At 60.9% G+C, this 19,995-nt stretch carries 22 protein-coding genes; 7 read left to right on the top strand and 15 right to left on the bottom strand.

The features are described from left to right. Positions 1-9: 9 nt before the first annotated feature. The 3 genes from EXN22_RS01840 to coxB are packed head-to-tail and all read right to left on the bottom strand — an operon-like array spanning position 10 to position 3,374. Positions 10-579: a cytochrome c oxidase assembly protein gene (locus EXN22_RS01840; protein WP_130262188.1), complete on the bottom strand. Its 570-nt coding sequence runs from the start codon at positions 577-579 to the stop codon at positions 10-12. Between the two features lie 25 nt (positions 580-604). After that, the gene (gene ctaD / locus EXN22_RS01835) at positions 605-2,194 is read right to left on the bottom strand and encodes a cytochrome c oxidase subunit I (protein WP_130262187.1); all 1,590 of its coding nucleotides are present in this window, start codon (positions 2,192-2,194) and stop codon (positions 605-607) included. 52 nt (positions 2,195-2,246) lie between these two features. Continuing rightward, positions 2,247-3,374 (bottom strand): cytochrome c oxidase subunit II, encoded by a 1,128-nt coding sequence (gene coxB / locus EXN22_RS01830; RefSeq protein WP_130262186.1) that lies wholly within the window; start codon positions 3,372-3,374, stop codon positions 2,247-2,249. Between the two features lie 368 nt (positions 3,375-3,742). On the opposite strand from coxB, the gene EXN22_RS01825 reads away from it, so the two are divergent. Beyond that, positions 3,743-4,390 carry a hypothetical protein gene (locus EXN22_RS01825; protein ID WP_130262185.1) on the top strand — a complete coding sequence of 216 codons (648 nt, stop codon included), beginning with the start codon at positions 3,743-3,745 and terminating at the stop codon, positions 4,388-4,390. 64 nt (positions 4,391-4,454) lie between these two features. Here EXN22_RS01825 and EXN22_RS01820 read toward each other — a convergent pair whose 3' ends face one another. The 6 genes from EXN22_RS01820 to prlC all read right to left on the bottom strand — a co-directional run bounded on the left by EXN22_RS01820 (position 4,455) and on the right by prlC (position 12,668). Further along, positions 4,455-5,981, bottom strand: a complete 1,527-nt coding sequence (locus tag EXN22_RS01820) for a SulP family inorganic anion transporter (protein ID WP_130262184.1) — start codon at positions 5,979-5,981, stop codon at positions 4,455-4,457. Between the two features lie 186 nt (positions 5,982-6,167). Further along, positions 6,168-6,887, bottom strand: a complete 720-nt coding sequence (locus tag EXN22_RS01815; RefSeq protein WP_130262183.1) for a carbonic anhydrase — start codon at positions 6,885-6,887, stop codon at positions 6,168-6,170. 246 nt (positions 6,888-7,133) lie between these two features. Next, positions 7,134-8,195, bottom strand: a complete 1,062-nt coding sequence (locus EXN22_RS01810) for a PA0069 family radical SAM protein (RefSeq protein WP_130262182.1) — start codon at positions 8,193-8,195, stop codon at positions 7,134-7,136. A 50-nt stretch (positions 8,196-8,245) separates the two neighbouring features. Further along, complete coding sequence (locus tag EXN22_RS01805) at positions 8,246-10,219, bottom strand: M3 family metallopeptidase (protein ID WP_130262181.1); 1,974 nt, start codon at positions 10,217-10,219, stop codon at positions 8,246-8,248. 116 nt (positions 10,220-10,335) lie between these two features. Then, positions 10,336-10,620 carry a YheV family putative zinc ribbon protein gene (locus tag EXN22_RS01800; RefSeq protein WP_130262180.1) on the bottom strand — a complete coding sequence of 95 codons (285 nt, stop codon included), beginning with the start codon at positions 10,618-10,620 and terminating at the stop codon, positions 10,336-10,338. After that, complete coding sequence (gene prlC, locus EXN22_RS01795) at positions 10,617-12,668, bottom strand: oligopeptidase A (protein WP_130262179.1); 2,052 nt, start codon at positions 12,666-12,668, stop codon at positions 10,617-10,619. The genes EXN22_RS01800 and prlC overlap by 4 nt, the downstream gene beginning before the upstream one ends. 91 nt (positions 12,669-12,759) lie before the next feature. Between prlC and EXN22_RS01790 the strand changes: the two genes are divergently transcribed. Both EXN22_RS01790 and EXN22_RS01785 read left to right on the top strand, forming a co-directional pair. Further along, on the top strand, positions 12,760-13,308 hold the full coding sequence (locus tag EXN22_RS01790) for a gamma carbonic anhydrase family protein (protein ID WP_130262178.1): 549 nt from the start codon (positions 12,760-12,762) through the stop codon (positions 13,306-13,308). Between the two features lie 29 nt (positions 13,309-13,337). Beyond that, on the top strand, positions 13,338-13,988 hold the full coding sequence (locus EXN22_RS01785; protein ID WP_130262177.1) for an HAD family hydrolase: 651 nt from the start codon (positions 13,338-13,340) through the stop codon (positions 13,986-13,988). 5 nt (positions 13,989-13,993) lie between these two features. Here EXN22_RS01785 and EXN22_RS01780 read toward each other — a convergent pair whose 3' ends face one another. Then, positions 13,994-15,100, bottom strand: coding sequence for an aminopeptidase (locus tag EXN22_RS01780; protein WP_130266744.1), 1,107 nt, complete (start codon positions 15,098-15,100; stop codon positions 13,994-13,996). Between the two features lie 85 nt (positions 15,101-15,185). Between EXN22_RS01780 and EXN22_RS01775 the strand changes: the two genes are divergently transcribed. Both EXN22_RS01775 and EXN22_RS01770 read left to right on the top strand, forming a co-directional pair. Continuing rightward, complete coding sequence (locus EXN22_RS01775; RefSeq protein WP_130262176.1) at positions 15,186-15,599, top strand: PA0061/PA0062 family lipoprotein; 414 nt, start codon at positions 15,186-15,188, stop codon at positions 15,597-15,599. 53 nt (positions 15,600-15,652) lie between these two features. Beyond that, positions 15,653-16,066, top strand: a complete 414-nt coding sequence (locus tag EXN22_RS01770; protein ID WP_130262175.1) for a PA0061/PA0062 family lipoprotein — start codon at positions 15,653-15,655, stop codon at positions 16,064-16,066. Between the two features lie 3 nt (positions 16,067-16,069). Here EXN22_RS01770 and EXN22_RS01765 read toward each other — a convergent pair whose 3' ends face one another. Together EXN22_RS01765 and EXN22_RS01760 are read right to left on the bottom strand one after the other, a co-directional pair. After that, positions 16,070-16,303, bottom strand: a complete 234-nt coding sequence (locus EXN22_RS01765; protein ID WP_130262174.1) for a DUF1161 domain-containing protein — start codon at positions 16,301-16,303, stop codon at positions 16,070-16,072. 73 nt (positions 16,304-16,376) lie between these two features. Further along, positions 16,377-16,802, bottom strand: coding sequence for an OsmC family protein (locus EXN22_RS01760; protein WP_130262173.1), 426 nt, complete (start codon positions 16,800-16,802; stop codon positions 16,377-16,379). 184 nt (positions 16,803-16,986) lie between these two features. Here EXN22_RS01760 and EXN22_RS01755 point away from each other — a divergent pair, with 184 nt between their 5' ends. Then, on the top strand, positions 16,987-17,991 hold the full coding sequence (locus EXN22_RS01755; RefSeq protein WP_130262172.1) for an LLM class flavin-dependent oxidoreductase: 1,005 nt from the start codon (positions 16,987-16,989) through the stop codon (positions 17,989-17,991). A gap of 75 nt (positions 17,992-18,066) precedes the next feature. Here the strand turns inward: EXN22_RS01755 and EXN22_RS01750 are convergent, their stop codons facing one another. Together EXN22_RS01750 and EXN22_RS01745 are read right to left on the bottom strand one after the other, a co-directional pair. After that, complete coding sequence (locus EXN22_RS01750; protein WP_130262171.1) at positions 18,067-18,291, bottom strand: DUF1161 domain-containing protein; 225 nt, start codon at positions 18,289-18,291, stop codon at positions 18,067-18,069. A gap of 103 nt (positions 18,292-18,394) precedes the next feature. Then, positions 18,395-18,610: a dodecin gene (locus EXN22_RS01745; RefSeq protein ID WP_010222667.1), complete on the bottom strand. Its 216-nt coding sequence runs from the start codon at positions 18,608-18,610 to the stop codon at positions 18,395-18,397. 153 nt (positions 18,611-18,763) lie between these two features. Between EXN22_RS01745 and EXN22_RS01740 the strand changes: the two genes are divergently transcribed. Then, positions 18,764-19,090: a DUF883 family protein gene (locus EXN22_RS01740; protein WP_130262170.1), complete on the top strand. Its 327-nt coding sequence runs from the start codon at positions 18,764-18,766 to the stop codon at positions 19,088-19,090. On the opposite strand, the gene EXN22_RS01735 is transcribed toward EXN22_RS01740, so the two are convergent. Further along, positions 19,087-19,983 (bottom strand): LysR family transcriptional regulator, encoded by an 897-nt coding sequence (locus tag EXN22_RS01735; RefSeq protein WP_165392177.1) that lies wholly within the window; start codon positions 19,981-19,983, stop codon positions 19,087-19,089. The two genes, EXN22_RS01740 and EXN22_RS01735, sit on opposite strands and share 4 nt — an antisense overlap. Between the last annotated feature and the right edge of the window lie 12 nt (positions 19,984-19,995).

Below are 19,995 nucleotides of genomic sequence, written 5' to 3'. Positions count from 1 at the left end.
GTGTTCTCCTTATCGGGCGCCCTGTGCAACCGGGTCCGCCAGGTGTGCAACCGGCGGGTGGCGAGCGGTGATATCGAACAGCGTGTAAGCCAGCGTCAGGTGTTTCACATCTTTGGGCAGGTCGCGGTCGACGATGAATCGCACCGGCATTTCGATGCGCTCGCCCGGCTGCAGCACCTGCTGGGTAAAGCAGAAGCATTCGGTCTTGTGGAAATACGCCGCCGCCTCGGCCGGGGTGATGCTGGGGATGGCCTGGGCGCTCATGGGTTTATCGGTCGGATTACGGGCAATGAAGACCATCTGGTTGACCGCCCCCGGATTGACGTCGATCTGGTCGGCGGTGGAGTAAAAATCCCAGACCATGTCGCTGGCGTTGGTCGACATGAACTGCACCTTCACCGTGCGGTTCATGTCACTGACCTGGGTGCCTTCATACTGCCCGCCGGTCTTGCCGTTGATGCCGAAGGCTTTGCACATCACGTCGTAGATCGGCACCAGGGCAAAGCCGAAGGCGAACATCACCACGGTCAGCAGCATCAGCCGCCACACCAGGCGCTTGAGCGAGGTCCCTTCACTCATGGCTGTATCCTCGGGCCTGAGCCGTTCATTTCACTTCCGGTGGGGTCTGGAAGGTGTGATAAGGCGCCGGTGATGGCACCGACCACTCCAGCCCTTCAGCGCCATCCCAGGGCTTGGCCGGCGCCGGGGCGCCACCGCGAATGCACTTGATGACGATGAACAGGAAGAAGATCTGCGTGGCGCCGAAGGTAAAGGCACCAATCGACGAGATCATGTTGAAGTCGGCGAACTGCAGGTTGTAGTCCGGAATCCTGCGCGGCATGCCCGCCAGCCCCACAAAATGCATGGGGAAAAAGGCCATGTTCATGCCAATGAACGACAACCAGAAGTGCAGCTTGCCCAGGGTTTCGTCGTACATATGCCCGGTCCACTTCGGCAGCCAATAGTAGGCCGAGGCAAAGATGCCGAAGATCGCCCCGGGCACCAGCACATAGTGGAAGTGGGCAACCACGAAGTAGGTGTCGTGGTACTGGAAGTCCGCCGGGGCAATGGCCAGCATCAGCCCGGAGAAGCCGCCGATGGTGAACAGGATGACAAAGGCGATGGCGAACAGCATCGGTGTTTCGAAGGTCAGCGAGCCTTCCCACATGGTGCTGACCCAGTTGAACACCTTCACCCCGGTCGGCACCGCGATCAGCATGGTGGCGTACATGAAGAACAGCTCGCCAACCACCGGAATGCCGACCACGAACATGTGGTGAGCCCAGACGATGAACGACAGGAAGGCAATCGCCCCGGTGGCGTAGACCATCGAGGTATAGCCAAACAACGGCTTGCGCGAGAACGCCGGGATGATCGAACTGACCGCGCCGAACGCCGGCAGGATCATGATGTACACCTCGGGGTGACCGAAGAACCAGAACACATGCTGGAACAACACCGGGTCACCGCCGCCGGCGGCGCTGAAGAAGCTGGTGCCGAAGTGGATGTCCATCAGCATCATGGTCACCACACCCGCCAGTACCGGCATCACCGCGATCAGCAGGAAGGCGGTGATCAGCCAGGTCCAGACGAACAGCGGCATCTTCATCAGGGTCATGCCCGGGGCGCGCAGGTTGAGGATGGTGGCGATGACGTTGATCGCGCCCATGATCGAACTGATACCCATGAGGTGAATGGCGAAGATGAAGAAGGTCACGCTTTCCGGTGCGTAAGTGGTCGAGAGCGGGGCGTAGAAGGTCCAGCCGAAGTTCGGCCCGCCGCCCGGCATGAACAGGGTCGATACCAATAGCAGGAACGCTGCGGGCAATAGCCAGAAGCTGAAGTTGTTCATCCGTGGCAGAGCCATGTCCGGCGCGCCGACCATCAGCGGGATCATCCAGTTGGCCAGGCCGACGAAGGCCGGCATCACCGCACCGAAGACCATCACCAGACCATGCATGGTGGTCATCTGGTTGAAGAACTCCGGCTGGACGATCTGCAGGCCAGGCTGGAACAGCTCGGCGCGGATCACCATGGCGAACGAGCCGCCCAGCAGGAACATCATGAAACTGAACCACAGGTACATGGTGCCAATGTCTTTGTGGTTGGTGGTCAGCACCCAGCGCATCAGGCCCTTGGCCGGCCCGTGGGCGTGCTCATGACCGTGGCTGTGGTCGTCGATCACTGCGCTCATGTCCTGTCTCCTGCAGTCCGGTGGCCGGTGCGCGAATACGCCTCACCCCGGCTCATTTGCTTTCAGCCTGTTTGATCGCCAGCACATCTTTTGGCGTGACCATGTCGCCCTTGTTGTTGCCCCAGGCATTGCGTTCATAGGTCACAACAGCGGCGATATCGACTTCCGAGAGCTGTTTGCCGAAGGCAGCCATGGCCGTGCCCGGCTTGCCGTGGAAGACGATGCTCAGGTGGTCTTGCTTCGGCCCGGTGGCGATTTTCGAGCCCTTGAGTGCCGGGAACATTGGCGGCAAGCCCTGGCCTTCGGCCTGGTGACAGGCCACGCAGGTGGTGTGGTAGACCTTGTCGCCGCGCTCGACCAGCTCTTGCAGGGTCCATTCCTTGCTGGTCAGCTCCTTGAGCTTGGCGGCTTCGGCCTTGCGCTCGCCGAGCCAGGTGTCGTAGTCGGCCTTGGACTTGACCTCGACCACCACCGGCATGAAACCGTGGTCCTTGCCGCACAGCTCGGTGCACTGGCCGCGGTAGATGCCGGGCTTCTCGACCCGGGTCCAGGCTTCGTTGACGAAGCCGGGGATGGCATCACGCTTGACCGCGAAGGCCGGTACCCACCAGGAGTGGATAACGTCCGCGGCAGTTACCAGAAAGCGCACCTTGGCGCCCACCGGCAGCACCAGCGGCTGGTCGACTTCGAGCAGGTAGTGCTCGTCCTTGGGGGCTTTGTTGTGGATCTGATCGGCAGGGGTGGCCAGGTTGCTGAAGAATTCAACATCCTGGCCCAGGTATTTGTAATGCCACTTCCACTGATAGCCGGTGACCTGGATATCGACGTCAGACTCGCTGGCATCGTAGATATCGATCAGAGTCTTGGTCGCCGGGATGGCCATGGCCACCAGGATCAGGAACGGCACAACCGTCCACATGATCTCGACCCAGGTGTGCTCGTGAAAATGCGCAGGCTGCTGGCCGGTGGAGCGACGGTGAATGATCATCGACCAGAACATTGCGCCAAAGACCACCAGGCCGATGATCACGCAGATCCAGAAAATGGTCATGTGCAGGTCGAACACTGCGTTGCTGACTTCAGTCGCCCCTGGCGCCATGTTAACGGTCCAGGCGGCGTGCGCCTGACCGAATACCGACCACAACAGGAGGCCCATCCAGACATGTGGATGTCGCATCATTGCGGGTTCCCCTTATCGTTCTTGTTATCCCGGAGGCGTGGACCTACGGCTAAGGGTACGGCGGCCAAGACTGCGAACTTCGACGACCGAGCCCCTGCGAACTGCAGTCGGGCCTCATCAGCGAATCACTTTCAAACCGGAGTATAGACAGCGACCCTCGCCTGGCAATGCGCGCAGACAAAACATCGGCAGAAGTTGAACGTTTGCGCGCGAAGCCGCGAATTACCTGGCCTGGGGCACAATGATGGCACTTCGATATAATCGACGAATATTAATCTATTAATGGTTATGCAAAATGCGTCTTAGCCATTTTTGTATCCGAGCTACCTTATGTCTTCCGTTTGTCACGCCTTTACCCTGGAGTTGTCATGAACATCGCCGCTTTGCGCGAGCAGATCACCCGTGCCCGTCAACATGAGACCGAAACCGGCCAACTCAAAGAGCAACTCGAAAAACAGCTGCCTCACCTGCATCCTTCGATTCATCTGCCAGAAGCCGACGCCAATGGCGCCCTGGCCCGCTTTGTCGGCGCTTACATCGATCAAGTTCCTGAGCTGCTGGAAGCGGCCAACGACGTTGCCCGCGAAGCAGGCATCGAATCGCAAATCAAACCGGTGCTGAAAATCGCCGAGCAGTACTTCCTGCAACCACCCGCAATCACCTCTACCCACTTGGGTCTGGGCTGCCTGCTGGACGAGGCGTACCTGGCCCATCGATTGGTGGAAGAAGTTAACGATCTGTACATCAAGCACTTCAATCAGCCCCTGATCCCGCTGGATACCACAGTGGCCAACCTGATCGCCCACCAGTTGATCGGCGAGGCGTTCGCCAACCAGCTCGATGAAGTGGTGCACCACTCGGTGGACGAGATGCTCAATGACGAGAGTTTCGCCCTGGAGTCGGTCGAGCAGTACCGCGACAAACTCAGCAGCCCGGATACCGGAGCCGCCTGGAAGCGCTGGCCGTGCCTGTCGCGGCAACTGGGTGTGGAGTTGGAGCTGGATCAGAGCGCTTGAAGCCTATCGCGGGGCAAGTCGAAGCGGCGGTGCGACGCTTCGACTTGCCCCGCGATGAATCACCTCAAGCCCCCAAGCCAGCCGTAGTGCGCACGCGACCCTCAACCCGGCGCTTGAGCCGGTGCTGCTCGATCAGCAGCCGCGACCCCTTGCCGGCATTGGCCCGCCCCCAATCCTCGAGCAGCTCCAGGCAGGAGTGGTCGATGTAGCTGAGGTTCGCCAGCGGCACATGCAGCGTGGTCCCGGATGGAATCCCTTCCAGCACCTGGGCCAGCGCCGGCACCTTGAGAAAGGTTGCCGCACCGCTCAGGCGCAGTTCCAGATGGCCCGGTTGCTCAAGGCTGACCACGCTGATCTTCAGGCGTGCGGCCTTGAGCGCCAGCTTCAGCAGGGTCAGGGCGAAACCGAGCAGCACGCCGGTGAGCAGGTCGGTGAAGATGATTGCCAACGCCGTCGCCGCATAGGTAATCATCGGCATCCGCCCATAGCGTCCCAGCCCGCGAAAGGCTTTGAAGTCGACCAGCTTGAGCCCGGTAAAGACCAGCACCCCGGCCAGGCTCGCCACCGGAATCTGCTGCAGCACACTGCTCAGCACCACCACGAACCCCAGCAACCAGACGCCATGCAGAATCGCCGACAGGCGCGTCTGCGCCCCGGCCTGGACGTTGGCCGAACTGCGCACGATCACCCCGGTCATTGGCAGCGCCCCCAGTAGCCCGCAGAGCATGTTACCCAGCCCCTGGGCTGACAGTTCACGGTCAAAGTCCGAGCGCTGGCCGTTGTGCATACGATCGACTGCAGCGGCAGAGAGCAGGGTTTCGGCGCTGGCAATGAAAGCCAGGGCGAATGCCGCCACCAGCAGGCCGGGGTCGGCAAGGTTGAGCAGGTCCGTAGGGCGCAGCCAGTCGATGGCTTGGCTCAAGTCCGCGGGAACCTCGACGCGGTTCACCGACAATCCCAGCCAGATGCTGATTACAGTCATCAATGCCACGCCGAGCAGGGCGCCCGGCACGAAGCGCAACGGCTGCGGGCGCAAGCGTTCCCAACCCCACATAATGACGATGGTGCCAAGCCCAAGCAGCCCGGCCTGCCAGCCATTGCCGGTGCCTTCCAGCGCCTGGGTCAGGGTTGCCGCAAAGCCCAGCAGGTTGGCCAGGCCCGAGGGCTGCGGTGCGCTGTCGAACATCACATGCACCTGGGACAACACGATCAGCACGCCAATGCCGGCGAGCATGCCGTATACCACCGCCGGCGCAGTCACCCGGAACCAGCAGCCCAGGCGCAGGCGCCCGGCGAGCAATTGCAGCAAGCCTGCCAACAACAGGATCGGCCCCAGCATCGCCACGCCATGCTGGCGCACCAGTTCGAACACCAGCACCGCCAAGCCAGCTGCCGGGCCACTGACCTGCAACGGCGAGCCGGCCAGCCAACCGACCACGATACCGCCGACGATCCCGGTAATCAGGCCTTTGGCCGGTGGCATGCCCGAGGCGATGGCAATGCCCATGCACAAGGGCAGGGCGACCAGGAACACTACCACCGAGGCCAGCAACTCACGCGGCAATGCCGCTTTCACTTGTGTCTTGTTCACCCAGTCACTCCTTCTCTGATGATGCCGGCCAATCCAATGGCCGTTGGCACGGTCCCTGACAGGCGCGCAGCCGCACATCGCCAGCGGGCGCCGGCACGGCAGTCAGGGGAACTCAAGGCAGCCGATGACCAGGCCGCACCAGGCAGGTGCAGCCGTCAATCAGCGGGTTGCGGGGGGCGGGAACGCTTAGTAGCGGCCTCGGGGTGTTGCGCAAGGGATCGGCTGGCCTTGTGCAAGGGGCAGGAAGCTGTCACTTGCGGCGTCGTAAGCCTCGATCTGGCTGGTTTCAATGTCATAGATCCAGCCGTGGATGTACAGCTGGCCAGCCGCCAGGCGCGAGGCCACCGACGGGTGGGTGCGCAGGTGGTGCAACTGGGCGATGACGTTTTCCTTGGTCAGCACCTGCATGCTTTCATGCTCGCTGCCGCAGGAGCAGTTGTCTTCGACCACCGTGCGGGCGACCTCGGCATGGCGCAGCCAGGCCTTGACCGTCGGCATCTTCTCCAGGCTCTGCGGGTTGAGTACCGCGCGCATGGCGCCGCAGTCGGAGTGACCGCAAACGATGATGTGGTGTACGCCCAGGGCAAGCACGGCGTATTCGATGGCGGTGGAGACGCCGCCGTTCATCTGCCCATAGGGTGGCACGACGTTACCGACGTTGCGGGTCACGAACAGGTCGCCAGGGGAACTCTGGGTAATCAGCTCGGGCACGATGCGCGAGTCGGCACAGGTGATGAACATCGCCCGGGGCGTTTGTGCGGTGGCGAGTTTCTTGAACAGCTCCTGCTGTTCGGGAAAAACGTCATGATGGAACCGCAGAAAGCCGTCGACGATATGCTTCAGGGCGGCATCGGCGCTCTCGGCAGGGGCTTGCGGGGCGGCCTTGGATGGGTCCTTGACGGGCATGATTCATCCTCTTTGACGGTTTTGGGTTAAGTCCATTTTACCGGGTTGATGATTCAAACAGCGCATGACAGTTGGATGAAATGCGCGTGCCAATAATCACATCAGTTATTGACTGAATTCCTACGCTACTCGGCGAAACTTAACTCAAACTGAATTGAGAGGCTCTAGGACGGGCGTTACAGAGATTCAAAGAGTTGCCTAGATAATATCAAAAAAACATTAATGGCCAATACCCAGTATCGAAAATCAGAGCAGTGACAGCTGTCCACCGGGGGGGCAGAACGCACTGCAATCAAGCGCATAGCCTTCACGCAGGTTCAACCCCAGGCGACGGTTCGCCTTGCTGAAGCGCTGCGCCAGCAACTCGGCGAACACCCCTTCGCCACGCATGCGCGCCCCGAAGCGGCTGTCGTACAGCTCACCGCCACGGCTCTGGCGAACCAGGCTCAGCACATGATTGGCCCGTTGCGGATAATGGTCCTGCAGCCATTGCTCGAACAGCGGCGCCACTTCACGTGGCAGGCGCAGCATCATATAGGCTGCACTCAGGGCGCCATTGGCCTTGGCCGCTTCGAGCAGGTGTTCCAGCTCACTGTCGTTGATCATCGGGATCATCGGCGAGCACAACACGCCCACCGGAACGCCGGCTTCAGTCAGCACGCGGATCGCCCGCAAGCGCGCCTTGGGCGCCGCTGCCCGCGGTTCAAGGGTGCGCTTGAGTTCATCGTCCAGGGTAGTCAGGCTGATCATCACGCTGACCAGGCGCTGGCGGGCCAGCTCGGCGAGCAGGTCCAGGTCACGCAGAATCAACGAGCCCTTGGTGACGATGGTTACCGGATGACGATAGCGCAGCAGCACTTCGAGTAGCCGCCGGGTCAGCCGCTGCTCGCGCTCGATGGGTTGGTAAGGATCCGTATTGGAGCCCAGGTTGATCGGCGCGCAGACATAACCAGGCTTGCTCAACTGCTGTTCGAGCACGGCCGCAGCGTTGGTCTTGGCGATCAGCTTGGTTTCGAAATCCAGCCCCGGCGACAGGTCCCAATAGGCATGACTGGGACGTGCATAGCAGTAGATACAGCCATGTTCGCAACCGCGATAAGGGTTGATCGAACGATCGAAAGGCAGGTCGGGCGAGTTGTTGCGGGTGATGATGCTCTTGGCGGTTTCGAGGCGCACCTCAGTGCCCTGGGTCAGCGGCACTTCCTGGTACCAGCCATCGTCCTCGGCTACCGAGCGGTTGGGGGCAAAACGATTATGCGGGTTGCTGGCGGTGCCGCGCCCGCGTATCGGTGCTTGAGGCGTAGACATGTGAACAACCCCGAATACTGTTTTTATATACAGTACACGGGGTGCCTTTGTCATTCCACTACCGCTGAGCGCTCAAGGAACGCCTGGACGGACGCTGACATCGATCGCAATGCGCCCGGCGCCAGCAGTTCCTCGCGCATGGCCTGCCCCAGGCGCGGATTGAAAACACCCTTCGCCTTGAACCTGGCGAACACCTCGGTGGCCTTCACGTCTGCCCACAAGTAGCAGTAGTAGCCCGCTTCATAGCCGGCGACCATATAATCGAAACCACTGCTGAAGCGGTCATTTGTGGCCAGCGGCAGCACTTGGGTTCGTGCGTAAACAGCCTCCCTGACGTGCTGGATGCTGCGTCGATCCGGGTAACTTCGGTGCAGTTCGAAATCGAGCAGAGCACGCTTGAGTTCCTCGGCAACCTCCAGGCCCCGCTGCGTTTCTCGCGCCGCCAGCCATTGCCGAACGTCACTGAGCGAGGCGCTGGACGCATTCACACGATGCCTTGAAACAGACTGCAAGCACTCGGCTGACCAGCACCACTGCTCCAGCAGTTTGGCGATGAACTCCGAGAGGTCGTGGCCCAGGTCGCGAATGCTGTTCAAGCGGCGATGGCTGTTGCTCATCAGCACCTGCTGGAGGCAATGATGAAACTCATGGAACAACTTGCGCAGGTCCAGATGACCCAGTTGGGCCTTACCCGAGTCATAAGTGGCAAACAACACCGCAATCGGTAGTGACAGTTTGGCATCCGCGTCCACATGCCGGTTGCGAACGAAATGCGCCCAGGGGTAGTCCGGCTTGCCAGGTCGGGCGTAAACATCCAGGTAGATATGCCCTAGCACCTCACCGGCTTCGGTGATTTTCAGCACCTGTACCTGAGAGTCCCAGACGGGGGCATCAACCCAGGTGATCGACAGGCCATACAGCTGCTCGACCAGGCCAATCAGCCCGTTCACCGCCGAGTCGAAGGAAAAGTATTCACTCAGGGCCTGATCCGGATCGATGCCATCCACCAGGCGCATCTTTTGCGCATAGAACTCGTAATCCCATGGCTGCAGGTCATCACAGCCCAGGCGTTTGGCGAATGCCCTCAACTCGCTGGCTTCACGCTCAAGCCTTGGCGTACTGAGGGCGATCTGGGTGTTCAAGAATTCTTCGACTTCTGTGCTCGACTGCGCAGCCTTGGCTTGCAAGCTCAACTCGATAAAATCGCTGAAACCCAGCAGTTGAGCCTTTTCGTGACGCAAACGCAGCAATGCCTGCAACACCGGCTGGTTGTCGAGGTGGCTTTGCCCTGCAACCTGGTCGGATGCCCGGGTCACATAGGCCAGGAATATCGCTTCACGCAGTTCACGGTTATCGGCATAGCGCAGGATCACGCCGCAAGTCGATTCATCCAGGGTAAGCAGCCAGCCGCTGAGGCCTCTGGCTTGCGCTTTGTCTTGCATGACCTGCAGATCCGCAGCCGGTACACCGGCCAACTCGTGCTCTTGCGTGATGTGTTTGCTCCATTGTTCTGCAGCAACAGCGAGATTTTCCTGAAAGCGCGCCTCCAGGCCAGTAATCGCCGTGACCTGATCCATGAACTGTTGTTGCTCGGAGGCTACGATATTGGCCCCCTCAAGACGAAAATCCCGAAGGATCCGGGCCAGTACCGCGTGCTGTTCAACAGTAAAGTCGGTGCTGTCGAGGCGCTGGTAGGCTTTGAGCAATGCGATGTTCTGATATTTCTGCGCGCGATAGGCCCTGTATTGCCCATAGCATCCATCGACCGCAGCGCCCCATTCATCATCGGTGAACGCCAACGGTACCAACGCGTAAAAAACATCTTCCAGACGCTGGTCGAGTGCCTCGATGGCCAATACCAGGCCATTCCAGGTCGGTGAATCGGTCTCACGCTCGACGATCTGCGCCAAGGCCGCGTGATTGTCCTCGACGATCTGCTCGATCGCCGGTTGCAGGTCTTCTATGCGTACATGGGTGTAGGGGAACAGATCGAAAGGTTGCAAAAGCGGGTTGGGGCTAGACATGAGTTGCTCCTGACGGCAGTAGGACAAGACCAACAACCTACCGTCAGGACGCACTCACGCTGAGCTGGATAACTACCGCAGCTTGCCTCCCGAATCTGCTACCGGGAGGCGCCACGTCAGTCTTGGGCCGCGGGCTTTTTCAGCTTGGGATTGGGGAAGAACTGCACCGTCTGCACCGAAGGGGCAGCCGGTTTCACCTCAACCTTGTTGACCCGCGTACCGAGCTCCTTGGGCACCGAAAGCCCCTGTTCATTGAGGGTGTCGGAAAACCCGCAAGCCACGCACTCACGGTGCGGAACGCTGTCTTCGCTCCACATCATCAGTTTGTCCGGCTCGCTGCACGCCGGGCAGACCGCCCCGGCAATAAAGCGTTTTTTCGTGATTACAGGCCCATCACTCATGCCGCCACTTCCTCACTCAAGCCGCTATGGCGCAGGAGTGCATCGATTGACGGCTCACGGCCACGGAAGTCGACGAACAGCAGCATCGGCTCCTGAGAACCGCCACGGGCCAGGATCGCTTCGCGGAACGCGCGGCCGGTGTCGGCATTGAGCACGCCTTCTTCTTCAAAACGCGAGAAGGCATCGGCTGACAGCACTTCAGCCCACTTGTAGCTGTAGTAACCGGCGGCATAACCACCGGCGAAGATATGCGCAAAGCTGTTAGGGAAGCGGTTGTACGCCGGTGGACGCATGACCGAGACCTCGTCGCGAATGCCTTCGAGCACTTGCAATACGCTGCGGCCATCGCCGTGGCTGGCATGCAGTTCGAAGTCGAACAGCGAGAACTCCAGTTGGCGAACCATCATCAGCCCGGACTGGAAGTTCTTCGCCGCGAGCATCTTCTCCAGCAGGTCCTGGGGCAGCGGCGCGCCGGTTTCATAGTGAGCGGAAATCAACGCCAGGCCTTCAGGCTCCCAGCACCAGTTTTCCATGAACTGGCTCGGAAGTTCGACCGCATCCCAGGCCACGCCGTTGATACCGGACACACCGGCATGCTCGATACGGGTCAGCAGGTGATGCAGACCATGGCCGAATTCATGGAACAAGGTGGTAACTTCATCGTGGGTCAGCAGCGCCGGCTTGCCCGGGGCGGCCGGGGTGAAGTTGCACACAAGGTTTGCCACCGGGCTCTGCAGCTGGCCGTCAACGGTCAAGCGACGGTCGCGGGCGCCGTCCATCCAGGCACCGCCACGCTTGTTGGCGCGAGCATAGAGGTCGAAGAAGAAACGCCCGACGTGCTGGCCGTGCTCCTTGATTTCGAACAGGCGCACATCCGGATGCCAGCTGTCGAAGCCCTTGAGCTCGGCAATCTCGATGCCGTACAGGCGCTGGACGATGGTGAACAGGCCGGTCAGGACCTTGTCGATCGGGAAGTAGGCGCGCAGGGTTTCCTGGGAAACGCTGTAGCGCTGTTCACGCAGTTTTTCACCGTAGAAGCCGCTGTCCCAGCTCTGCAGATCCGGGCAACCCTGCTCGGCGGCGTAGGCCTTGAGCTGAGCCAGGTCCTGGACGGCAAACGGCTTGCTGCGCTTGGCCAGGTCACGCAGGAAGCTCAGCACCTGGTCGCTGGACTCGGCCATCTTGGTCGCCAGGCTCAGCTCGGCAAAGTTGGCGTAACCAAGCAGGCCGGCCAGTTCCTGACGCAGGTCGAGGATTTCGCGCATCACCGGGCCGTTGTCGAACTGGCCGGCATTCGGGCCCTGATCGGAGGCACGGGTACAGTAGGCGGCGTAGATTTCTTCACGCAGGGCGCGGTCTTGGGCGTAGGTCATCACCGCGTAGTAGCTGGGGAATTCCAGGCTGATCAGCCAGCCGTCGAGGCCCTTGGCCTGGGCGGCGGCGGCCATCTGCGCCTTGGCCGAATCGGTCAGGCCGGCCAGCGCAGCTTCGTCGCTGACGTGCTTGGTCCAGGCTTGTGTCGCATCGAGCAGTTGGTTGGAGAAACGGCTGCCCAGCTCGCTCAGTTTGCTCTGAACTTCGGCATAACGCTGTTGCTTATCGGCCGGCAGGTCGATACCCGACAGGCGGAAGTCACGCAGGGCGTGTTCCAGAATAGTCTTTTGCGCCACATCGAAACCGCTGGCTTCGGGGCTGGCGATCAACGCTTCGTAGGCCTGGAACAGCTCGCGGTTCTGGCCCATTTCGGTGGCGTAGGCGCTCAACGCTGGCAGGCACGCCTCATAGGCTTCGCGCAGTTCGGCGCTGTTGCACACGGCGTTGAGGTGGCTGACCGGGCTCCAGGCGGCGCCCAGGCGGTCGTTGAGTTCGTCCATGGCCAGGACCAGGCCAGCCCAGCTTGGGGTTTTGCCCTGAGCCTTGAGGATGTCGGCAATGGCGGTACGGTTGTCGGCCAGGATCTGTTCAATCGCCGGCTGCACATGCTCGGCACGGATCGCCGAGAACGGCGGCAAGTCATAAGACTGCAGAAGCGGGTTGTTTGCACTCACGGTTAAACACCTTGGCAGAAGAAACACTTCCCCATCTTAATTACAATCGACGCCGACCGCAGCCCTATCCATACCAAAGAGAATTCCTATCATGGCCATCCGCAGCTTCCACAATCACACACCCAAGCTTGGCGATCGGGCCTTTGTCGACCGTAGCGCCGTGGTCCTGGGTGATGTCGAGATCGGCGCGGACAGCTCGGTGTGGCCATTGACGGTGATCCGCGGCGATATGCACTACATCCGCATCGGTGCGCGCACCAGCGTGCAGGACGGTAGCGTGCTGCACATCACCCATGCCGGGCCGTTCAACCCGGACGGTTTCCCGCTGCTGATCGGCGATGAGGTAACCATTGGTCACAAAGTCATGCTCCACGGCTGCACCTTGGGCAACCGCATCCTGGTCGGCATGGGCAGCACCCTGATGGATGGCGCCGTTGTCGAAGACGAAGTGATCATCGGCGCTGGCAGCCTGGTGCCGCCAGGCAAGCGCCTGGAAAGCGGCTTTCTCTATGTCGGCAGCCCGGTCAAACAGGCCCGCGCCCTGACCGAGAAGGAGCGTGCGTTCTTTTCCTACAGCGCCGGCAACTACGTCAAACTCAAGGACCAGCACCTGGCCGCCGGCTATCACCTGCCTGAGTGAAGCTGCCCACAGCCCTATTCGAGACTGCCATGCATCAGCAAAACATCCTCTTCGACCTTGACGGCACCCTGACCGACCCGCGCTTGGGCATCACCCGCTCGATCCAGTACGCACTGGCCAAGCTCGGCATCGACGAGCCGGACCTGACGCGTCTGGAACACTTCATCGGCCCACCGCTGCTGCAGGCCTTCATGCAGTTCTATGACTTCGATGAAGCCAAGGCCTGGGACGCGGTGAATTACTATCGCGAGCGCTTCAAGGTCACTGGCCTGTACGAAAACCAGGTGTTCGACGGTGTCAGCGAGATGCTCGAAACCCTGCAAGGGCAGGGGCGTACGCTGTACATCGCCACCTCCAAACCCTGGGAATTTGCCCGCGAGATCGCCCGCCATTTCGATTTCGCCCGGCACTTCAAGGTGATCTACGGCAGTGAGCTGGACGGCACACGCACCAACAAGGTAGAGCTGATCCGTCATCTGTTGACTGAAGAAGCCCTGGACCCGGCGCACACCTTGATGATCGGTGACCGCAAGCACGACCTGATCGGGGCGCGCAGCAATGGCCTGGAAGCAGTGGCGGTGGGCTATGGGTTTGGCAGCCAGGAAGAGCTGACAGCGGAACAGCCGGCGTATCACTTTGCGACCCTGGCTGAGCTGCATCAGGCGTTTCAGCGCGGCTGAGGGCTCTATCGCGGGGCAAGCCCGCTCCTGCTGTGGGAGCGTGCTTGCCCCGCAAAGCTTTTCAACGCTTGTTGGCGCTGATTAACCGGCAACTGCCCCAAAGCATCTACTCGCTGATAAAACACCTGCCAATCGCCCCCCACTTCGACAAACAGCTGGGCAAAAGCCGGCACCCACTGGTCATACAGGCCAAAGGGCAGCAGCTTGGCGTTGTTCAGTGGCGCATTGATCCAGGCGTCGTAGCGACCGACACCACCCCATTGGCCCTCGCGCAGGGCCCGGTACTCCCGGCGCAAGCGTTCGAACTCGGCCTGCTTGCCGGAGCGCTTGGCAGAGTCGCTCAGCGGCGCCGCGTACAAGCCCTTGAGCCGTTCGCGGCTGGCCAGAACCAGGGCGACAAACTGATCGCGCTGCTCGCCAGCCCCGTCGGCCAAGGCCGGCAGCCCGCGTGCCGCGCGCCATTGATGGCTACCTTCTTGCTCGACAAAGGTGGCGAAGGACTCGTTGAACGCAGTGTCGTCCTGCACATAGACCCGCTGATGCGCCAGCTCATGAAAAATCACCGCGGCCAGGCGCTCGTCGCCCCAACCGAGCATGGAGCTTAGAATCGGATCATCGAACCAGCCCAGTGTCGAATAGGCCTCAACACCGCCGATGTACACATCCAGCCCCTGCTGCTTTTGCAGTGCCGCCGCCCCGCGCGCGGCGCCCTGACGGTAGTAGCCTCGGTAGGCGACGCAACCGGCAATAGGGAAACAATGGGTTTGCGGCTCAAGGGATAATTCAGGGGTGGCAAACACGTTCCAGACCACGAAGGGCCTACCAATGTCGGCATACACCCGGTAGCTGCGGTTGTCCGGCAGCTTGAGCTGCTTACTGGCAAAGGCTCGTGCCCGCTCGGCCTGCAGCAGTTGCTGGCGCAGTTTGCCGTCGGTGGCAGGATCGGCAATCAGTTCAGCAACCGGCTGGCGTGCCTGCAGCAACTGCAATTGACCGCTGGCCAGTTGCTCGTAGTAACTGACGCTGGCGCAACCGTTCAGCAGCCCGATGGCCAGCAGGGGAACCAAGTGGCGAAAAATGTGGTCGAGTGCCCCATGACTTGAGCGTAACAAAAGAAATAGTCGAAGCATTCGTGTCCTGTCATCCGCTCAAGTACTCATCAGCTTCAAGACTATCCTGCCCGGCTGGAGTTTTGCCATGCGTACACTGCTTGTCGTCAGCGCTGTTGTGCTTGTTTGCGGCTGTGCCAGCCTGCCCGTCGCCGACCCCAATCAGGCCTGGATCGACCTTGCCCCGGATCGGGACGATACCCTGCATGCTATTGAAGTGGACGAGCGTGCCTGGGCCGACAAACGCTACTTCGAAGTGTCGCCAGGTAGCCATGAACTGACCGTGCGCTACCTGTTCCCGGTGACCCCGAGCAATATCGGCCCGGTCGAAGAGCCGCTGTGGCGCGATTGCCAGCTCAATGTGAAGTTCAAGGACTTCGCTGCCGGCCAGCGTTACCAGCTCGAAGCGGGCAGCATCGGTTTCCGTCCGTGGGCAAAGCTCTATGACCAACAGCGCAAAGTGGTGGGCACCGGCTTGCCGGCAGGCTGCCAACGCACCTGAAGACGTGAATGGCGCTATGCTTAAGCTTTGTAACCCGCACGTCGGAGTTCGCCATGCGCCAGCCTATGATGCTGCTCGCAATCAGTACGCTGGGGGCCTGCGCCAGCCCCCTGCCACCTGTGGATAACAAACAGGCCTGGGTCGATTTTTACACCATCACGCCAGGGAAACTGGTGATGGCCGAGCGCCTGGATGGCCAGCGTGTGACCGATGGCCGTTTCTTCCAGGTGACGCCCGGCGCACACGAGCTGGTGGTACGTTTCGATTACGAAATCCAGTCCGGCGGTTTCATCACCGACCCCACCGAACGCACCTGCTACCTGACCGTCAAGTTCGATCACTTCGAGGCGGGGCAGCGCTATCGCCTGGAAGCCCGGGCCCCGGCCATGCAGCCCAGCGCCTACCTGTATGATGCCCAGCGCAAGGTGGTTGCCGAAGAATCGAACAACATTTTCTGTACGCCCTGAAGTCTAACGATCATTCTTCTGATAGATGATCTTCCGGCTGCCGCCTTCACAGCTGCCGACCACCATGTTCTGGTCGTGGACATCCTCGGTCTTGACGATTTCCAAGGTATAGGAGCTCACGTTGTTGGCCTGGATCTTGGCTTCGATCTCGGCCTTGAGCTCTTCACAGTTCTTTGGCGCGGCCAGCGCAGAAGTCGCCAGCAGCGAAGCCAGCACAGCCATTGCAACACGAATCATGGGACAGCTCCTGGTGACGGTGGACGCTCCACCGACTTCTATTTGACCACAACAGGTGCGTCCCGGTTCTGCCTTAGCTCAGCAGCGTTGCCTCCAGGCTGATTGTCGCGTTGAGCACCTTCGAGACCGGGCAACCGGCCTTGGCCTTGTTGGCGATCTCGACAAACTGCGCCTCGCTGGCACCAGGCACCTTGGCCTTGAGTATCAGGTTCACGGCGGTGATGGCAAAGCCATCAGGCAACTTGTCGAGGGTGACTTCGGCAATGGTGTCAATGCGCTCGGCGGTCAGACCCGCCTCGCCCAGCATCATCGACAAGGCCATGGAGAAACAGCCGGCATGCGCCGCGCCGATCAACTCTTCAGGGTTGGTCCCCGGCTGGCCTTCGAAACGGGTGTTGAAGCCATAGGGGTTTTGCTTGAGGGCACCACTTTCGGTGGAAAGCAGGCCTTTGCCTTCCTTAAGCCCGCCCTGCCAAATAGCCGATGCTGTCTTTTTCATAAAGCCTCCTGAGCTCCCAGGGCACGTGATATCGCGCCTTGCCTTAAATTCAGAGACCCCTGACACATGCAAGTTCATACGGATTACGAACTCCGGCATTGATTCCTGCGGATGTGCCCATACAGAGCTAGAAAGGCCGTTGCTCCACCTCGGCCAAATGACTGCCCAGGAGGCTCAATCGCCCATGAAGCAACTTGCGGATATCAAGATTTCCACCCTCGACCTGGTACCCGTGCGCGCTGACAGCGGCCCGGCACAGTCGCTGCGCAACTCGCTGGACCTTGCACAACATGTCGAGAAGTTTGGCTACAACCGCTTCTGGGTGGCCGAGCACCACAACATGGATGGCATCGCCAGCTCGGCAACCTCGGTGCTGCTCAGCTATCTGGCCGGCGGCACTTCGACGATCCGCGTGGGCGCCGGCGGGGTAATGCTGCCCAACCATGCGCCATTGGTGATCGCCGAACAGTTCGGCACCCTGGCCAGCCTTTATCCCGGGCGTATCGACCTGGGCCTGGGCCGCGCCCCGGGTTCCGACCAGATGACCGCCCGCGCCCTGCGCCGCGAGCGCTCCGGCAGTGCCGACGACTTTCCTGATGATGTCGAAGAACTGGTGCGCTACCTGGGCCCACGGACACCGGAGCAAAAAGTCATTGCGGTGCCGGGTTACGGCACCGAAGTGCCGATCTGGTTGCTCGGTTCGAGCCTGTTCAGTGCGCAACTGGCCGGCATGCGCGGCTTGCCCTACGCCTTCGCCTCGCATTTCGCCCCTCGCTACATGCATGAGGCGATTCGCGTGTACCGCAACCACTTCCAGCCTTCGGCGGTACTCGACAAGCCCTACGTGATGCTCGGTGTGCCGCTGGTTGCCGCCGATACCGACGAGCAGGCGGATTACCTGGCCACCTCGGTGTACCAGCGCATCCTCGCCCTGATGCGCGGGCAAAGCCTGGTGCAACGTCCGCCGGTAAAAACCATGGACGGCCTGTGGCTGCCTCATGAACGTGAAGCGGTAGGCAGTTTCCTCGGGCTGGCGATGGTTGGTAGCCCAGAGAAGATCCGCGCCAAACTTGAAGTGCTGCTGGAGCAGACCGAGGCCGATGAGCTGATCTTTACCTGCGACCTGTATGAACATGCGGACCGGATCCGCTCCTATGAGCTGCTTGCGCGCACAGTGCTGGGCGGCTGAGGGCCCAATCGCGGGGCAAGCCCGCTCCCACAATAATGTAGGAGCGAGCTTGCCCCGCGATGGATTCAATATCGATCAGCCACGCTTGTAGATGATTTGCTTGGTACCGCCTTCACAGCTACCCACAACTTTGCCGTCTGCGGCAGCACCTTTATCAACGATCTCCAGCGAGTAACCGCTGACGCCTTTGGCATCGAGCTTGGCTGCTATTTCGCTCTTGAGCTCTTCGCATGGCTTGCCGGCGGCTAGTGCGGTACCCGCCAACGTCATTAAACCTATCGCTACTACCAATGTCTTCATCGATCGCTTTCCTTGTTCAGATCAAATAGAGAAGGGCGCCAGGAAGGCCGGGCGCCTCAGGAGTGTTTAACGCAATTGACCCGCACAAGCCAGTGCCGCCGCTTCAGCTATTGACGATGCGGAAGCCCACTTTGAGCGTGACCTGAAAATGCGCGGCCTTGTTGTCCTTGATATGGCCCCGGGTGTCGACCACCTCGAACCACTCAAGGTGCTTGATGCTCTTGCCGGCCTCGGCCAGGGCGTTGTTGATCGCCTCCTCGATGGAGGTGGGCGATGAGCCGACCAGTTCGATTTTCTTGTAGGTGTGGTGATCAGACATGGGCAATCTCCTTTTTGAACATGAGATAGAGCCTAGCAGTGCCGGGCTTTTTTACCTGCCAGAGGTAAATGCCGCCAAAAGTTCGACTGCACTTTCCCGGCGCCCTGTAGTCGGAACCTACACAGCTCAACTCAACCTCGAAGGAGAGTCACCATGGCCAACACCTCGCTGCGTAAAGCTTCGCTGCAAAGCATGGAAGCCGAGATCGAAAGCCTGCTCAAGTCACTGGAAAGCCTCAAGGACGATGCCTCGGACGAGTCGCGCAAGACCCTGAAGACGCTCAAGGGCAACGCCGAGAATGCCCTTCGCCATTCGCGCAGCCTGCTCAGCGATGCCTATGAAGAGGTGAAGACCAAGACCCGTGAAACCGGCTTGGCCACCCGTGACTACGCTCAGGAGCACCCTTGGGCCACTGCCGGTGTCGCGGTTGGCGCCCTTGGCCTGCTGGCGGCGTACCTGATGTGCAGACGCAGTCACTAAGCGACCTGGCGCGCAAGCTCATCGCGCAACCAGCCAGCCAGTTGCTCGGCGCGCCCGTCTGCGGCGCGTCGCGGCACCCACAGGGCCAGCGCGGCCCGGGTCTGGCAAAACCCCCACGGTGCGGCCAGACGCCCGGCGCGCAAGTCGTCGGCTACCAGCGGTTGCGGGGCAATGGCCACACCCAGCCCGGCTACTGCCGCTTCCAGCAAGTAATACAGATGCTCAAAGTCCTGCCCGTAGCGCAGCGCCTGCGGGTCTATACCTTGCTGCGCGGCCCAGTTCGGCCAGGCTTGCGGGCGCGAGGTGGTCTGCAACAAGGTCTCGGCCAGCAGCGCCTGCGCCGGTGCCTGCTGCAAGCGGTTGAACCCGGGGAAATGCGGGCTGAGCACCGGGCCAATGTGCTCCTGGGCCAGCACGTGCACCTGCATGTCGGCCGGCCACGGCGGCTCGGCAAACACCAACAGGGCATCCAGCCCGGGCCGGCGCGGGTCGAGGTCGCCTTCACCGGCCGACAGGTGCAGGCGCAATTGCGGCAAGTCCGCCTTGAGCCGGCCCAGCCGCGGGATAAACCAGCGGGCCAGCAGGCTGCCGGAGCAGCCGAGGACGAATGGCGCATCGGCGCTGCTCTGGCTGATTTCTGCACACACGCCGCGCAAGCGCTCGAACGCATCACTGCTGGCATCGCGCAGGCGCACGCCGGCATCTGTGAGTTTAAGGCCGCGCCCTTCCTTGACGAACAGCGCGACCCCAAGGTGCTCTTCAAGCACCTTCAACTGCCGGCTAACCGCGCCATGGGTAACATGCAGCTGCTCGGCCGCCTGGCTAACGCTGTTGAGCCGGGCAGTGGCTTCGAACGCCCGCAGGGCATTGAGGGGAGGCAGGTCCTGGCGCATAACGTGTGAGTT

Origin of the sequence: Pseudomonas tructae (assembly GCF_004214895.1) — a bacterium.
GTDB lineage: Bacteria > Pseudomonadota > Gammaproteobacteria > Pseudomonadales > Pseudomonadaceae > Aquipseudomonas > Aquipseudomonas tructae.
The sequence above is the reverse complement of the archived record's forward strand: the minus strand, read 5'-3'. Positions and strand labels throughout refer to the sequence as shown.

Excerpts from the sequence above, each read along its gene's own strand:
- EXN22_RS01840 (WP_130262188.1), bottom strand. The coding sequence starts at position 579 with ATGAGTGAAGGGACCTCGCTCAAGCGCCTGGTGTGGCGGCTGATGCTG.
- ctaD (WP_130262187.1), bottom strand. The coding sequence starts at position 2,194 with ATGAGCGCAGTGATCGACGACCACAGCCACGGTCATGAGCACGCCCAC.
- coxB (WP_130262186.1), bottom strand. The coding sequence starts at position 3,374 with ATGATGCGACATCCACATGTCTGGATGGGCCTCCTGTTGTGGTCGGTA.
- EXN22_RS01825 (WP_130262185.1), top strand. The coding sequence starts at position 3,743 with ATGAACATCGCCGCTTTGCGCGAGCAGATCACCCGTGCCCGTCAACAT.
- EXN22_RS01815 (WP_130262183.1), bottom strand. The coding sequence starts at position 6,887 with ATGCCCGTCAAGGACCCATCCAAGGCCGCCCCGCAAGCCCCTGCCGAG.
- EXN22_RS01810 (WP_130262182.1), bottom strand. The coding sequence starts at position 8,195 with ATGTCTACGCCTCAAGCACCGATACGCGGGCGCGGCACCGCCAGCAAC.
- EXN22_RS01805 (WP_130262181.1), bottom strand. The coding sequence starts at position 10,219 with ATGTCTAGCCCCAACCCGCTTTTGCAACCTTTCGATCTGTTCCCCTAC.
- EXN22_RS01800 (WP_130262180.1), bottom strand. The coding sequence starts at position 10,620 with ATGAGTGATGGGCCTGTAATCACGAAAAAACGCTTTATTGCCGGGGCG.
- EXN22_RS01790 (WP_130262178.1), top strand. The coding sequence starts at position 12,760 with ATGGCCATCCGCAGCTTCCACAATCACACACCCAAGCTTGGCGATCGG.
- EXN22_RS01785 (WP_130262177.1), top strand. The coding sequence starts at position 13,338 with ATGCATCAGCAAAACATCCTCTTCGACCTTGACGGCACCCTGACCGAC.
- EXN22_RS01775 (WP_130262176.1), top strand. The coding sequence starts at position 15,186 with ATGCGTACACTGCTTGTCGTCAGCGCTGTTGTGCTTGTTTGCGGCTGT.
- EXN22_RS01770 (WP_130262175.1), top strand. The coding sequence starts at position 15,653 with ATGCGCCAGCCTATGATGCTGCTCGCAATCAGTACGCTGGGGGCCTGC.
- EXN22_RS01765 (WP_130262174.1), bottom strand. The coding sequence starts at position 16,303 with ATGATTCGTGTTGCAATGGCTGTGCTGGCTTCGCTGCTGGCGACTTCT.
- EXN22_RS01760 (WP_130262173.1), bottom strand. The coding sequence starts at position 16,802 with ATGAAAAAGACAGCATCGGCTATTTGGCAGGGCGGGCTTAAGGAAGGC.
- EXN22_RS01755 (WP_130262172.1), top strand. The coding sequence starts at position 16,987 with ATGAAGCAACTTGCGGATATCAAGATTTCCACCCTCGACCTGGTACCC.
- EXN22_RS01750 (WP_130262171.1), bottom strand. The coding sequence starts at position 18,291 with ATGAAGACATTGGTAGTAGCGATAGGTTTAATGACGTTGGCGGGTACC.
- EXN22_RS01745 (WP_010222667.1), bottom strand. The coding sequence starts at position 18,610 with ATGTCTGATCACCACACCTACAAGAAAATCGAACTGGTCGGCTCATCG.
- EXN22_RS01740 (WP_130262170.1), top strand. The coding sequence starts at position 18,764 with ATGGCCAACACCTCGCTGCGTAAAGCTTCGCTGCAAAGCATGGAAGCC.
- EXN22_RS01735 (WP_165392177.1), bottom strand. The coding sequence starts at position 19,983 with ATGCGCCAGGACCTGCCTCCCCTCAATGCCCTGCGGGCGTTCGAAGCC.